Annotated in this window: 14 protein-coding genes and 1 other annotated feature; of the genes, 13 read left to right on the forward strand and 1 reads right to left on the reverse strand. The window is 27.5% G+C overall.

Going from position 1 to position 12,218, the window contains the following annotated elements; translation table 11 throughout:
- Positions 1 to 14: 14 nt before the first annotated feature.
- On the forward strand, positions 15 to 572 hold the full coding sequence (gene thiT / locus CS899_RS00805) for an energy-coupled thiamine transporter ThiT (protein ID WP_099203066.1): 558 nt from the start codon (positions 15 to 17) through the stop codon (positions 570 to 572).
- Positions 569 to 1,201, forward strand: a complete 633-nt coding sequence (locus tag CS899_RS00810) for a thiamine diphosphokinase (protein WP_099203067.1) — start codon at positions 569 to 571, stop codon at positions 1,199 to 1,201. The genes thiT and CS899_RS00810 overlap by 4 nt, the downstream gene beginning before the upstream one ends.
- Positions 1,202 to 1,244: 43 nt before the next feature.
- Here the strand turns inward: CS899_RS00810 and rpmB are convergent, their stop codons facing one another.
- Positions 1,245 to 1,436, reverse strand: coding sequence for a 50S ribosomal protein L28 (gene rpmB / locus CS899_RS00815; RefSeq protein WP_099203068.1), 192 nt, complete (start codon positions 1,434 to 1,436; stop codon positions 1,245 to 1,247).
- A 179-nt stretch (positions 1,437 to 1,615) separates the two neighbouring features.
- Between rpmB and CS899_RS00820 the strand changes: the two genes are divergently transcribed.
- The 11 genes from CS899_RS00820 to CS899_RS00870 all read left to right on the forward strand — a co-directional run bounded on the left by CS899_RS00820 (position 1,616) and on the right by CS899_RS00870 (position 12,164).
- On the forward strand, positions 1,616 to 1,984 hold the full coding sequence (locus tag CS899_RS00820; protein WP_099203069.1) for an Asp23/Gls24 family envelope stress response protein: 369 nt from the start codon (positions 1,616 to 1,618) through the stop codon (positions 1,982 to 1,984).
- Between the two features lies 1 nt (position 1,985).
- Positions 1,986 to 3,620 carry a DAK2 domain-containing protein gene (locus tag CS899_RS00825; RefSeq protein ID WP_242491844.1) on the forward strand — a complete coding sequence of 545 codons (1,635 nt, stop codon included), beginning with the start codon at positions 1,986 to 1,988 and terminating at the stop codon, positions 3,618 to 3,620.
- Positions 3,621 to 3,653: 33 nt separating this feature from the next.
- A complete protein-coding gene (gene recG, locus CS899_RS00830) occupies positions 3,654 to 5,681 on the forward strand; it encodes an ATP-dependent DNA helicase RecG (protein ID WP_099203070.1) in 2,028 nt (675 codons plus the stop codon).
- Positions 5,682 to 5,689: 8 nt separating this feature from the next.
- A complete protein-coding gene (rsmD, locus tag CS899_RS00835) occupies positions 5,690 to 6,262 on the forward strand; it encodes a 16S rRNA (guanine(966)-N(2))-methyltransferase RsmD (protein ID WP_099203071.1) in 573 nt (190 codons plus the stop codon).
- Positions 6,240 to 6,716 (forward strand): pantetheine-phosphate adenylyltransferase, encoded by a 477-nt coding sequence (coaD, locus tag CS899_RS00840; protein WP_099203072.1) that lies wholly within the window; start codon positions 6,240 to 6,242, stop codon positions 6,714 to 6,716. The genes rsmD and coaD overlap by 23 nt, the downstream gene beginning before the upstream one ends.
- Before the next feature lie 72 nt (positions 6,717 to 6,788).
- Positions 6,789 to 7,265, forward strand: coding sequence for an ATPase (locus CS899_RS00845; RefSeq protein ID WP_099203073.1), 477 nt, complete (start codon positions 6,789 to 6,791; stop codon positions 7,263 to 7,265).
- 44 nt (positions 7,266 to 7,309) lie between these two features.
- The gene (locus CS899_RS00850; RefSeq protein WP_099203074.1) at positions 7,310 to 7,909 is read left to right on the forward strand and encodes an SOS response-associated peptidase; all 600 of its coding nucleotides are present in this window, start codon (positions 7,310 to 7,312) and stop codon (positions 7,907 to 7,909) included.
- Between the two features lie 50 nt (positions 7,910 to 7,959).
- Positions 7,960 to 8,122, forward strand: a binding site (T-box leader).
- 113 nt (positions 8,123 to 8,235) lie between these two features.
- Positions 8,236 to 9,630 carry a glycine--tRNA ligase gene (locus CS899_RS00855; RefSeq protein ID WP_099203075.1) on the forward strand — a complete coding sequence of 465 codons (1,395 nt, stop codon included), beginning with the start codon at positions 8,236 to 8,238 and terminating at the stop codon, positions 9,628 to 9,630.
- On the forward strand, positions 9,630 to 9,878 hold the full coding sequence (locus CS899_RS00860) for a glutaredoxin domain-containing protein (RefSeq protein WP_099203076.1): 249 nt from the start codon (positions 9,630 to 9,632) through the stop codon (positions 9,876 to 9,878). Before CS899_RS00855 ends, CS899_RS00860 begins: the two co-directional genes overlap by 1 nt.
- A 72-nt stretch (positions 9,879 to 9,950) precedes the next feature.
- Entirely contained in the window at positions 9,951 to 11,219 is a 1,269-nt protein-coding gene (locus CS899_RS00865) for a Glu/Leu/Phe/Val family dehydrogenase (protein WP_099203077.1), read from the forward strand.
- A 63-nt stretch (positions 11,220 to 11,282) separates the two neighbouring features.
- Positions 11,283 to 12,164: a DNA-3-methyladenine glycosylase family protein gene (locus tag CS899_RS00870; protein ID WP_099203078.1), complete on the forward strand. Its 882-nt coding sequence runs from the start codon at positions 11,283 to 11,285 to the stop codon at positions 12,162 to 12,164.
- Positions 12,165 to 12,218: the final 54 nt, after the last annotated feature.

The raw sequence follows: 12,218 nt of genomic DNA on the forward strand, positions 1-12,218 counted from the left end.
ACTAAGGAGGAAATATGGAAAAGAAAAAAAGATTTGATATTAATATTAGGATGTTAGCAGAAGCAGGAGTTATGATTGCTTTATCGGTAATACTTAACAATATAAAATTATATAAAATGCCCCAAGGAGGTTCAATAACTCCAGGAGGATATGTTCCTTTATTACTTTTTGCATTAAGATGGGGATCTGTTCCTGGAATTATTGTAGGAGCAATGTATGGAATGTTGGATTCTTTAATAGATCCATATATAATATCACTATTACAATTTTTATTTGATTATCCGTTAGCATATGCTATGTTGGGAGTTGCAGGTTTTGGAAAGAAAAGTATCAAATTAGAAAAAAAGGGTGATATACTAAAAGTAGTAATCTCAGTGATTTTTGCTAATTTTATGAGAATGGCAATGGCGATTTTATCTGGAATAGTATTTTTTAAGAAGTTTTTACCAGTAGATATACCTTTGTTATATGGTTCTTTTTTATATAATGGTTTGTATATTATACCAAATACTATTATTTCAATTATTTTAATATTTTTGTTGTTGCCTAGACTTAAGAGGGTGAATAAGTGATAGGTTTAATAGTATCAGGTGGACAAATAAAAGATACAAATATAATAGAAAAATATTATAAAAAATCAGATTTTTGTGTAGCTGTTGATAAGGGAGTAGAGTATTTAATAGATTTAAATATAAAATTTGATATAGCAATTGGAGATTTTGACTCTATAAATAAAGAGTATTTTAAAATAATAAAAAATAGAGAATATCCTATGGAAATGCTTAATATTGAAAAAGACAATTCAGATACAGAGGCAGCAGTAGACTATTTAATTGAAAAAAAATGTTCTGAAATTTTTATGTTGTCATGTACAGGTAGTAGATTAGACCATACAATATCAAATATATTGTTATTAAAAAAAATTAGAGATAATAACATTGAAGGATATATTATAGATGAGAACAATAAAATTAGATTGTCAAATAGTTTAAATATAGTAGGAAATGAATTTGAAAATATATCTATAATACCACTAGATATGAGTGGAATAAATGTAACGCTAGAAGGATTTTATTACAAGTTAGACAGTGAGAATATAGAGTTTGGAAGCAGTAGGTGTCTTAGTAATTATTTAATAGAGAGTGTAGGAAAAGTATATATTAATAAAGGAAATGCGTTAATAATTGAATCTAGAGATTAAAAAAATACCTCTTTTTAGAGGTATTTCTAATTTTATCTTATTATTATTGAGGTCTTACTACCTTACCAGATCTTAAACATCTAGTACATACATTTATTTTCTTTGTTCGTCCGTCAACAACTGCTTTTACTTTTCTAATATTTGGAGCCCAGCTTCTATTACCTTTCTTGTGTGAGAAAGTTATACTGCTACCGAATACTCTGCTTTTACCACAGATTTCACATTTTTTTGACATAGTTACACCTCCTGTCAGTCCTTTAGATATTCTTAGTTTTGCAACATTAATATTATAGCAAACAAAAAAATAATATGCAAGAAATTGTTATATATATCTGTAAAAAGGGGTAATAATATTTACATAAACTTGTTTTTAAACTACAATAGAAATATATGTACAAAATTAAGGAGGGCGACATGTCAGCTCATATAATAAATGAATTTGGTAGTATTACAGTAAGTGATCAAGTTATTACAAATATAGCAAGTAATGTAGCAATGGAGTCTTATGGAATAGTTGGGTTAGTAAATGCAAATACAACTAATACTATATTGACACTATTAAAAAAAGACAATTTGTCAAAAGGTGTAACAGTAACTATTGAAAATAATAAAATAACAATAGACTTATCAGTTATATTAGAACACGGAGTGCAAATTTCTGTAGTTTCAGAAAATATAATTGAAACGGTTAAATTTAATGTAGAAGAAAAAACAGGAATAAAAGTAGATAAAGTTAATATCTTAGTAAGGGATATTAGACTACAAGACCAGGAGGAAGTATAAGATGAGTATTACTGACATTAAGTCATTAAAGGAAATGCTAAGAGCTGGTTATCAGAATCTAGAAAATCAAAAGGATGAAGTTAATAGCTTAAATGTTTTTCCTGTACCTGATGGAGATACTGGTACTAACATGTCTTTGACTCTAAAGTCTGCAGTAAAACAAATGGATTCTAGTAGTGAGAATAGTATTAAAGACATAACAAAATCTTATAGTAATGGTTCACTTATGGGAGCAAGAGGTAACTCAGGTGTAATTACATCACAAATACTTAGAGGTTTTTCTCAAGGTATTGGCGATAGTAAAGAAATAAATGTTGAAACTTTAAAAGATGGAATGTCACAAGCTTATAAAACAGCTTATAAAGCTGTAATGAAACCTACAGAGGGAACAATTCTAACAGTTATTAGAGGAATTGGAGAATTTGCAGAAGAAAATTTTGAGAAATATGATGATGTAAAATTATTTTTTGAAGATTTAATAAAAGAAGGTAAAAGAGTTTTAGATACAACTCCTGAAATGCTTCCAGTTTTAAAACAAGCAGGTGTAGTAGATGCAGGTGGTATGGGATTAATTGTTATTTTAGAAGGAGTATTGAATTATAAAAATATTTCAACCACATCAAGTATTGAGTTGAAAAATAGTGTTAAAGCTTCCAATATTTCAGCTGCTCATGATACTGGAGATGATATTAAATTTGGGTATTGTACTGAATTTATGATAGAAACTGAAGAAAGTGACTATTTAAAATTCAGAAATGAAATATCTGAAATGGGAGATAGTATTTTAGTAGTAAAAGGTGATGGATTAATAAAAACTCATATTCATACAAATAATCCAGGAGTAGTTTTAGAAAAAGCATTAAAATTGGGATCATTAAAAGATATAAAAATAGATAATATGCGTTTACAACATAATCATATTATTGCAGGATCAGAAGCTGATAAATATTTAGAACCAACTATTGAAATGGGAGAAGAAAAAAAATTTGGATTTATAGCTATTTCAACAGGAGAAGGACTAGATAATATCTTTAAAGAATTAGGGGTAGATAGAGTTATATCAGGTGGTCAAACAATGAATCCATCTACTGAAACAATTTTAGAAGCGATTGATAAAGTTAACTCAGAAAATATATATATTTTCCCGAATAATAGCAATATTATTTTGGCAGCTGAACAAGCAAAAAAACTTTCAGATAAAAATATTATGGTTATAAAATCAAAGACTATACCTCAGGGAATAACAGCATTATTGTCTTTTAATGAAGAAGCTAGTCCAGAAGAAAATGAAAAAGAAATGTCAGAAGCTTTGACTACAGTTAAAACAGCACAATTGACATTTTCGGTTAGAGATACTGAAATAGATGGATTAAAAATAAAAAAAGATGATATTATTGGACTTGAAGGAGGAAAAATTCTTTCAACGGGTAAAAAATTAAATAAGGTTACTCTAGATTTATTGAGTAAAATTATTGATGAAGAATCTAGTTTAATTACAGTATATTACGGTAATGACATAGAAGATAAACTAGTAAATGATTTAGAAAGAAAATTGACAAGACTTTATCCTGATTCAGATATAGAGTTTGTCAATGGTGAACAGCCTTTATACTATTATATTATTTCAGTGGAGTAAGCCTTACTAATGTAAGGCTTTTTATTTATTATTATGGAATTAAAAACAATAAAAGGGATAGGACCAAAAAAAGAAAAACTATTAAATAAATTAGGGATTTTTAATACTTTAGATTTAATAGAATATTATCCAAGAGATTATGAAGATAGAACTAAAGTTGTTAAAATAGAGGAAGCAACTTTAGGTGATTTTAACTTGCTTAGAATTAAAATAGTTTCTCCATGCAAAACATCATATCCTAGAAGGAAAATGTCTATAACTACATGTAGAGCTACAGATGGGTATAACAATATTATTTTAAAATGGTTTAATAATCCATATATAAAAAGCAATATTAAATTAAACGATATTTTTTATGTTTATGGGAAAATTAGTAAAAATGGTAGAATTATTGAAATGGATTCGCCAATTATAGAAAAGAGCTTTGGAAATAAAATTGGGAAAATTTATCCCCAGTATTCATTAACAGAAGGACTTACTAACAATGATTTAGTTAATTTCATAGGTAGAGCTATAAAAAACGAAAATATTTTAGACATTATTCCTATAGAGATTTCTGCTAAAAACAGTCTTATAAATAGAAAGTTAGCTATTAGGAACATTCATTTTCCAGAGAGCATGAAAATGCTTGTAGCAGCAAGAAAAACTTTAAAATTTGAAGAACTTTTAATACTTCAGGCAACAATTAATTTGGATACTATAAATATAGACAGAAAAGGAATTAAATTTAAAGATTATGATAAAGTATATTCTTTTATAGACAGTCTGCCATTTGTATTAACAGATGCTCAAAATAGGGTATTAGATGAAATTTTTAAAGATATGAACTCCGATACTTCTATGAATAGACTTGTTCAAGGAGATGTTGGGTCAGGAAAAACTGTTATTGCAGCAGCAGCAATGGTAAAAGCCTATTATAATGGCTATCAGTCTGCAATGATGGCTCCTACAGAAATATTAGCTACACAGCATTATAACACTTTAAAAGAATTGTTTAAAAATACAAATATAGAAGTTGAACTATTAAAAGGAAGTTTAAAATCTTCTAAAAAAGAAGAAATATATAGAAAATTAAAAGATGGAAATATTGATATATTAGTAGGAACACATGCAATACTAGAAGATGTAGTTGATTTTAAAAATATAGGTTTGGTTATAACAGATGAGCAGCATAGGTTCGGAGTAAAACAAAGGGCAAAAATATCTAAAAAAGGGGAAAATCCAGATACTTTGATAATGACAGCAACTCCTATACCAAGAACATTAACTTTAGTTATGTATGGAGATTTAGATATTTCCATAATTGATTCACTACCACCTGGAAGGCAGGAAATAGATACATTTGCAGTAAATATGAACTATGAAGAAAGAATTATAAAATTTATAAAAAAACAAATAAATGAAGGAAGACAAGGATATATTGTATGTCCACTTATAGAAGAATCTGAAAAATTAGATTTAAATTCTGTTGTTGAACTATTTGAAAGACTTAAAAATGAATATTTTCAAGATACAGAAATAGCATTTATTCATGGAAAAATGAAAAATGATGAAAAAGATTCTATTATGAATAAATTTATAAATAATGAAATTAAGATATTATTTTCGACAACGGTTATAGAAGTAGGAGTAAATGTTGTTAATGCAAATATTATGGTTATATATAATGCTGAAAGGTTTGGACTTTCTCAGCTACACCAATTAAGAGGAAGAGTTGGAAGAGGTAGTCATAAATCATATTGTATATTAATAAATGGATCATATAGTAAAGTTTCTAGGGAAAGAATGAGAATTATGGAAAGTTCAAATGATGGTTTTGCAATTTCTAAAAAAGATTTAGAACTAAGAGGAAGTGGAGATATAATAGGTACAAAACAATCAGGATTGCCTAGCCTTAAAATAGCAAATATTTATGATGACATTAAATTATTAGAAAAGGTACAACCTATTGCAAAAAGCATTATAAAAGACAATTTACTAAGCAAAGATGGATATAAAAACTTAAATAATGAGATAGATAAGTTCATAGATAAAATTAATAATAATATAATATTTAATTAGAGGTAAAAATGAGAGTTATTTCAGGGAAAAAAAAGGGTATGAGATTGTACTCTACAAGAGATAAATTTACTAGACCAACAGAAGATAGAATTAAAGAGTCAATTTTTAATGTTTTAAAAGATATAGATGAAAATGCATATGTATTAGACTTATTTTCAGGTAGTGGTGGAATAGGTATAGAATTTTTAAGTAGAGGAGCTAAATTTGCTGTTTTTAGTGATATAAGCAAAATTAATTATAATTGTATAATAGATAATTTAGAGCACACTGACTTTCTTGAAAATTCAAAAGTATATATAGGTGACTATATAAGAAATTTAAATACAATTAAAATGGATAGTGTATTTAAATTTGATTATATTTTCATAGATCCTCCATATGAAAAAGTAGATTTCTATTTTGAAGCTGTAGATTTAATTAAAAGTTTAGAATTATTAAATAATAATGGTATAATAATTTTGGAAAGCGAAAAAGAGCTCAATTTAGAAAAATATAATTTAATAAAAACTAAAAAATATGGAAAAAAATATATTTATTTTTTAGATTTAGGTGAAGAATATGAAAATAATTTATCCAGGTAGTTTTGATCCCATAACCTATGGGCATCTAGACATAATAGAAAGAATTTCAAAAAAATTCAACAAGGTTTATGTAGCAATTTTGAATAATAAAAATAAAAATTCACTTTTTACAATAGAAGAAAGAAAAAAAATAATTTTAGATTCGTGTAAACATTTGAATAATGTAGAGGTTGTATCGTTCTCTGGGTTATTAGCAGACTTTGCTAAAGAGCTAGATTGTAATTTAATAGCTAGAGGCTTAAGAGAAGTATCAGATTATGAAAAAGAAGTTCAAATGGCACTTATGAATAAAGAATTATATAGTGATTTAGAAACATTGTTTTTAGTATCAAATTATAAATATTCTTTTTTAAGCTCGTCTCTTGTTAAAGAGATTATTTCTTTTGGAGGAGATATAGATAAATTTGTTTCTCCAATGGCGGTTCAAATGATGAAAGAAAAATATAGTGAATGAATATAACTTGTAAATGAATAAACTTTAATATATAATAAGTAATAGGTTATTTACATAATATGGGAGGATTGTATGGACATACTTCAGATAATTGAAGAAATTGAAGATTTAATAGACGAAGCTTCAACGGTACCTTTTTCAAAAAAGGTAATGGTTGATTCAGATGAGCTATTTCAATTATTACAACAAGTAAGACAAAATTTGCCAGAAGAAATAAGACAAGCTCAATGGATTAATGAGGAAAAAGATAGAATTATGGCAGAAGCTGAAAGAGATGCTGATGCTATTAAAGATGAGGCTAAAAAAGAATCTGATAAAATAATACAAGATGCAAAAGAAACATTTAATCAAATGATTAATGAACATGAAGTGACTAAGAAGGCAAACCAATATGGTGAAGAAATAGTTTCTAAAGCAGAGCAAAATGCTAGAACTTTAAAATTACAATCAGTTACTTATGTTGATGAAATGCTTGGAGTTACTCAAGATAGACTTAAAGAGTTACTTGATGTATTAGAAGAAAATAGAAATGAATTAAGAGATAATTAACAGTTGCTAAGATATGCAACTGTTTTTTATATATAAGGTGTTTTATGTGTGGTAGATTTGGATTAGAGTCAAATATTTATGAGTTATTAGAAAGATATAGATTTTTAGAAAAAGGAACCAGTATAAAAAGTGAATCAGAAGTTTTTTATCCTAGTGATAAAGTAACGGTAATTATAGGAAATAAATTACATAAATTATCATGGGGTATAAAAACATCAGAAAATTCAAAGTTAATTATAAATAGTAGGATAGAAAATATTATAAATAAAAAATATTTTTGTGAAGATTTTAAAAGTAGAAGGTGTATTATTCCAGCAAATTATTTTTTTGAGTGGGATAAAATAAAGATTGGAAATAGTAAGTATAAGATATATGATATTAACAATGATATATTCTCTTTTGCAGGAATTTATAGAAGGGTAGTTGATAATAAAAATAACTATGAGTTTATTTCGCTACTAACTAGAGAATCAGAAGGAGAAATTGCTAAAATTCATAAGAGAATGCCTATAATAATACCAAAAAACTATGAAAAAGATTATCTGATAGAAGGAAATTTTGATGTAGTTATAAGAAATATTATGAAATTTAGACCAAATTTAGACTTAAAACTTGTATCAGATAGTCAATTATCATTTATTTAAATCATAAAGCTTGAAAATATTATAAGAATAGATTATTATTAATTTAATTAAATAGAACTATGATAAGAGAAAATTTGTTAATTTACTTTATAGAGAGCTGATATTTGGTGAGAGTCAGTAAGTAAATAGCAAAGGGGCAACTTTGAGTTTATAAATAAAGAGACGACTATAGTCGTAAATAGGGTGGAACCGCGGAAAACTTTCGTCCCTAGCATAAGCTAGAGGATGAAAGTTTTTTTAGTTAAGCGATAAGTTGTTCCATTTTATAAACAATAGAAAGTTCTATTTTGAAAATTTTAATATTATATGTAAACATAGGAGGAATTATGGCTAAAGAAATTAGAATGGAAGATGTAGTGTCTCTTGCAAAAACAAGAGGATTTGTTTATCCAGGATCAGAGATATATGGAGGATTGGCAAACTCATGGGATTATGGTCCATTAGGAGTAGAGTTAAAAAACAACATTAAAAATGCTTGGTGGAAAAAATTTGTTCAAGAAAGTAAATATAATGTAGGGCTTGACGCTGCTATATTGATGAACCCAGATGTTTGGGTTGCATCAGGTCATGTTGGAGGATTTTCAGATCCTTTAATAGACTGTAAAGAATGTAAGTCAAGATTTAGAGCAGATAAATTAATTGAAGATTACTATATGGATGAAAAAAATGAGGAAATACTAGGTTTAGATGGTTATACTAATGAAGAATTATTAGATATTATTGATAAAGAAGATATTAAATGTCCAAAATGTGGTAAGCATAATTTTACTGATATTAGAAAATTCAACTTAATGTATAAAACATATCAGGGAGTAACAGAAGACAGTACTTCTGAAATTTATTTAAGACCAGAAACAGCTCAAGGTATATTTGTCAATTTTAAAAACGTTCAAAGAACTTCTAGAAAAAAAGTACCTTTTGGAATAGGGCAAGTAGGAAAATCTTTTAGGAATGAAATAACTCCAGGAAACTTTATATTTAGAACTAGAGAGTTTGAACAGATGGAATTAGAATTTTTCTGCAAACCAGGGGAAGATTTAGAATGGTTTAATTATTGGAGAAATTATTGTAAAGAGTTTTTGCTTACTTTAGGTATAAAAGAAGATAGACTTAGACTTAGAGATCATAGCGAAGAAGAATTATCATTTTATAGTGTTGCTACAACCGATATTGAATTTTTATTCCCATTTGGATGGGGTGAACTATGGGGAATAGCAGATAGAACTGATTATGATTTAAACCAACACATTAATTCAATAAGTGCAGATTTTACTTATACAGATCCACATACAAATGAAAAATATGTACCATACTGTGTAGAACCTTCTGTGGGGGTAGATAGATTATTTTTAACGATATTTTGTAATGCATATGAAGAAGAAGAGTTAGAAGATGGTACAACTAGAAATGTTTTACATTTACATCCTGCATTAGCTCCTTACAAAGCAGCTGTCTTACCATTAACTAAAAAACTTTCAGAAAAAAGTGATGAAGTTTATGAAAAACTAGCAAAATATTTTAATGTAGATACAGATATAACAGGCTCTATTGGAAAAAGATACAGAAGACAAGATGAAGCTGGTACACCTTACTGTATAACAGTAGATTTTGATACTTTAGAAGACGAAACTGTAACAATTAGACATAGAGATAGCATGGAACAAGAAAGAATAAAAATAGACGATTTATTGGCTTATATTGGAGAAAGAGTAAAATTATAATGGAAAAGTTAATAGTTTTTGGTTCGGATAAATGTCCAGATTGTAAACCAGCTTTAGAAGAATTAGATAGATTAGATATGGAGTATGAATTTATAAATATAACAGATTCAATGTCTAATCTGAAACAATTTTTACTTTTAAGAGATACTAAAAATGAATTCAGTGAAATAAAAAGTAATAATAGAGTAGGAATACCATGTTTTTACAAAAATGAAAAAATATTTTTTGATATAGAAAAAATTTCATAAATTTTATTGAATATGTTGGTTTAATGTAGTAAAATTATTAAATAAATTTACTAATAGGAAAGAGGTTGTAAAATGAGTAAAGAAAATTTAAATCCTTTGGTTAGCGCACAATCACAATTAAAGGTAGCGTGTGACAAGTTAGGTTTGGACAAAGCGGTATATGAAATTTTAAAAGAGCCTGAAAGAGTAATAGAGGTTAATATACCAGTAAAAATGGATGATGGCTCATTAAGAGTTTTTAAAGGTTTTAGATCTACTCATAGTACAGCTGTTGGACCAGGAAAAGGTGGAGTTAGATTTCACCCTAATGTAACTGCAGATGAAGTTAAAGCTTTATCTATGTGGATGACTTTTAAATGTGGAGTTACAGGAATTCCTTATGGTGGTGGAAAAGGTGGAATTGTTGTAGATCCTACAGAGCTTTCAAAAGGAGAATTAGAAAGACTTTCAAGAGGATACATTAGAAAAATATATAAATTTTTAGGTGAAAAAGTTGATATTCCAGCTCCAGATGTAAATACAAATGGGCAAATTATGAGTTGGATGCTTGATGAATATGTGACAATAACAGGAGAGCATGCAAATGGTGTATTAACAGGGAAACCAATAGAATTTGGCGGTTCAAAAGGAAGAAATGAGGCTACAGGTTTAGGAGTAGCAATTATAGCAAGAGAAACTTATAAAGGTATGGGGTACAATATAGAAGATGCTACAGTTGCAGTTCAAGGATTTGGGAATGTAGGTAGTTTTTCGGTAAAAAACATAGAAAAAATGGGTGGAAAAGTAGTTGCTATAGCGGAATATTCAAAAGCTAAAGGAACTTATGCTTTATATAAAGAAACTGGATTTACATTTGAGGAGTTGTTAGAATCTAAGAATAAAAATAATGGGACTCTTGAAAGTATTGAAGGATCAAAAGAAATTTCAATAGAAGAATTTTGGGCATTAGATGTAGATATATTAGTACCAGCTGCTTTAGAAAATGCTATAAAAGTGAAAGAAGCAAATGAAATAAAAGCAAAATTAATAGTAGAAGGTGCAAATGGACCTGTTACACTTGATGCAGATAAATTGCTTACAGATAGAGGAGTTGTTGTAGCTCCAGATATTTTAGCGAATTCAGGAGGAGTTACAGTATCTTACTTTGAATGGGTACAAAACCTATATGGCTATTATTGGAATGAAACTGATGTAGAAGAAAAACAAGAAGAAGCTATGGTAAATGCTTTTAATGATACTTGGACAGTTAAAGAAGAATATAATGTACCTTTACGAGAGGCAACTTATATGCACTCATTAAAAAGAGTTTCTGAAGTTATAAAACTTAGAGGCTGGTATTAAACTTTAACTCTTAAGTCATATTATGATAATATCATCGTAATATGACTTTTTTTAGGAGATATAATGGAATATAAATATAAAGATAATAAAATAATATTTAAAAATAAAAATGACTTTAATCCAAAGCATATATTTGAATGTGGGCAGGCTTTTAGATGGAAGAAAGAACAAGACAACTCTTATACAACAGTAGCATTTAATAGGGTACTAAATGTTTTACTAGAAGATGATTTTGTTGTTTTAAATAATACATCGGAAGAAGATTTTAACAATATTTGGATTGATTACTTTGATTTAAATACAGATTATAATGATATAAAGGAAAAACTTTCAAAAGAAGAGACATTAAAAAATGCAATGGAGTTTGGATATGGTATTAGAATATTGAATCAAGAAAAATTTGAAACAATTATATCATTTATTATTTCTGCAAATAATCAAATTCCAAGGATAAAAAAATCTATAGAGATATTAGCTAATAACTATGGAGAATTTATAGATAATTTTAGAGGAGTAGATTATTTTTCCTTTCCAACATCTACTCAATTATCAAAAGTTTCAGCAGAAGAACTTAGAGAAGTTGCAAGAGTAGGTTTTAGAGATAAAAGGATACATGATGTAGCAAAATTAATTAATGATGGAGATTTTAATATTAATGATATTTCTAAACTTAGTAGTGAAGAATTACAGAAAAAGCTTATGATATTACCTGGGGTAGGTCCAAAAGTAGCATCTTGTATTATGCTATTTTCTTATGGAAGAAGTGAAACTTTCCCAATTGATGTTTGGATTAAACGAGTAATGGAAGAACTTTATATAAAAAAAGAAACTAACATAAAACTGATAGGAAAATATGCTGATGAAATTTTTGGGGATTTAGCAGGTTACGCTCAACAGTATTTATTTTATTATGGCAGAGAAAATGATATTGGTAAAAGTAAATAATATTACTTAACATCATGAGTATTTAATGAAATATTATAATAATTATGATAAAAT

It is taken from the genome of Miniphocaeibacter massiliensis, from assembly GCF_900232905.1.
GTDB classification, from domain to species: Bacteria; Bacillota; Clostridia; order Tissierellales; family Peptoniphilaceae; genus Miniphocaeibacter; species Miniphocaeibacter massiliensis.

Coding starts and splice junctions, on each gene's coding strand:
- CS899_RS00850 (WP_099203074.1), top strand. CDS start 7,310: ATGTGTGGTAGATTTGGATTAGAGTCAAATATTTATGAGTTATTAGAA.
- rpmB (WP_099203068.1), bottom strand. CDS start 1,436: ATGTCAAAAAAATGTGAAATCTGTGGTAAAAGCAGAGTATTCGGTAGC.
- thiT (WP_099203066.1), top strand. CDS start 15: ATGGAAAAGAAAAAAAGATTTGATATTAATATTAGGATGTTAGCAGAA.
- CS899_RS00820 (WP_099203069.1), top strand. CDS start 1,616: ATGTCAGCTCATATAATAAATGAATTTGGTAGTATTACAGTAAGTGAT.
- recG (WP_099203070.1), top strand. CDS start 3,654: ATGGAATTAAAAACAATAAAAGGGATAGGACCAAAAAAAGAAAAACTA.
- CS899_RS00825 (WP_242491844.1), top strand. CDS start 1,986: ATGAGTATTACTGACATTAAGTCATTAAAGGAAATGCTAAGAGCTGGT.
- CS899_RS00855 (WP_099203075.1), top strand. CDS start 8,236: ATGGCTAAAGAAATTAGAATGGAAGATGTAGTGTCTCTTGCAAAAACA.
- CS899_RS00845 (WP_099203073.1), top strand. CDS start 6,789: ATGGACATACTTCAGATAATTGAAGAAATTGAAGATTTAATAGACGAA.
- CS899_RS00860 (WP_099203076.1), top strand. CDS start 9,630: ATGGAAAAGTTAATAGTTTTTGGTTCGGATAAATGTCCAGATTGTAAA.
- coaD (WP_099203072.1), top strand. CDS start 6,240: ATGAAAATAATTTATCCAGGTAGTTTTGATCCCATAACCTATGGGCAT.
- CS899_RS00870 (WP_099203078.1), top strand. CDS start 11,283: ATGGAATATAAATATAAAGATAATAAAATAATATTTAAAAATAAAAAT.
- CS899_RS00865 (WP_099203077.1), top strand. CDS start 9,951: ATGAGTAAAGAAAATTTAAATCCTTTGGTTAGCGCACAATCACAATTA.
- rsmD (WP_099203071.1), top strand. CDS start 5,690: ATGAGAGTTATTTCAGGGAAAAAAAAGGGTATGAGATTGTACTCTACA.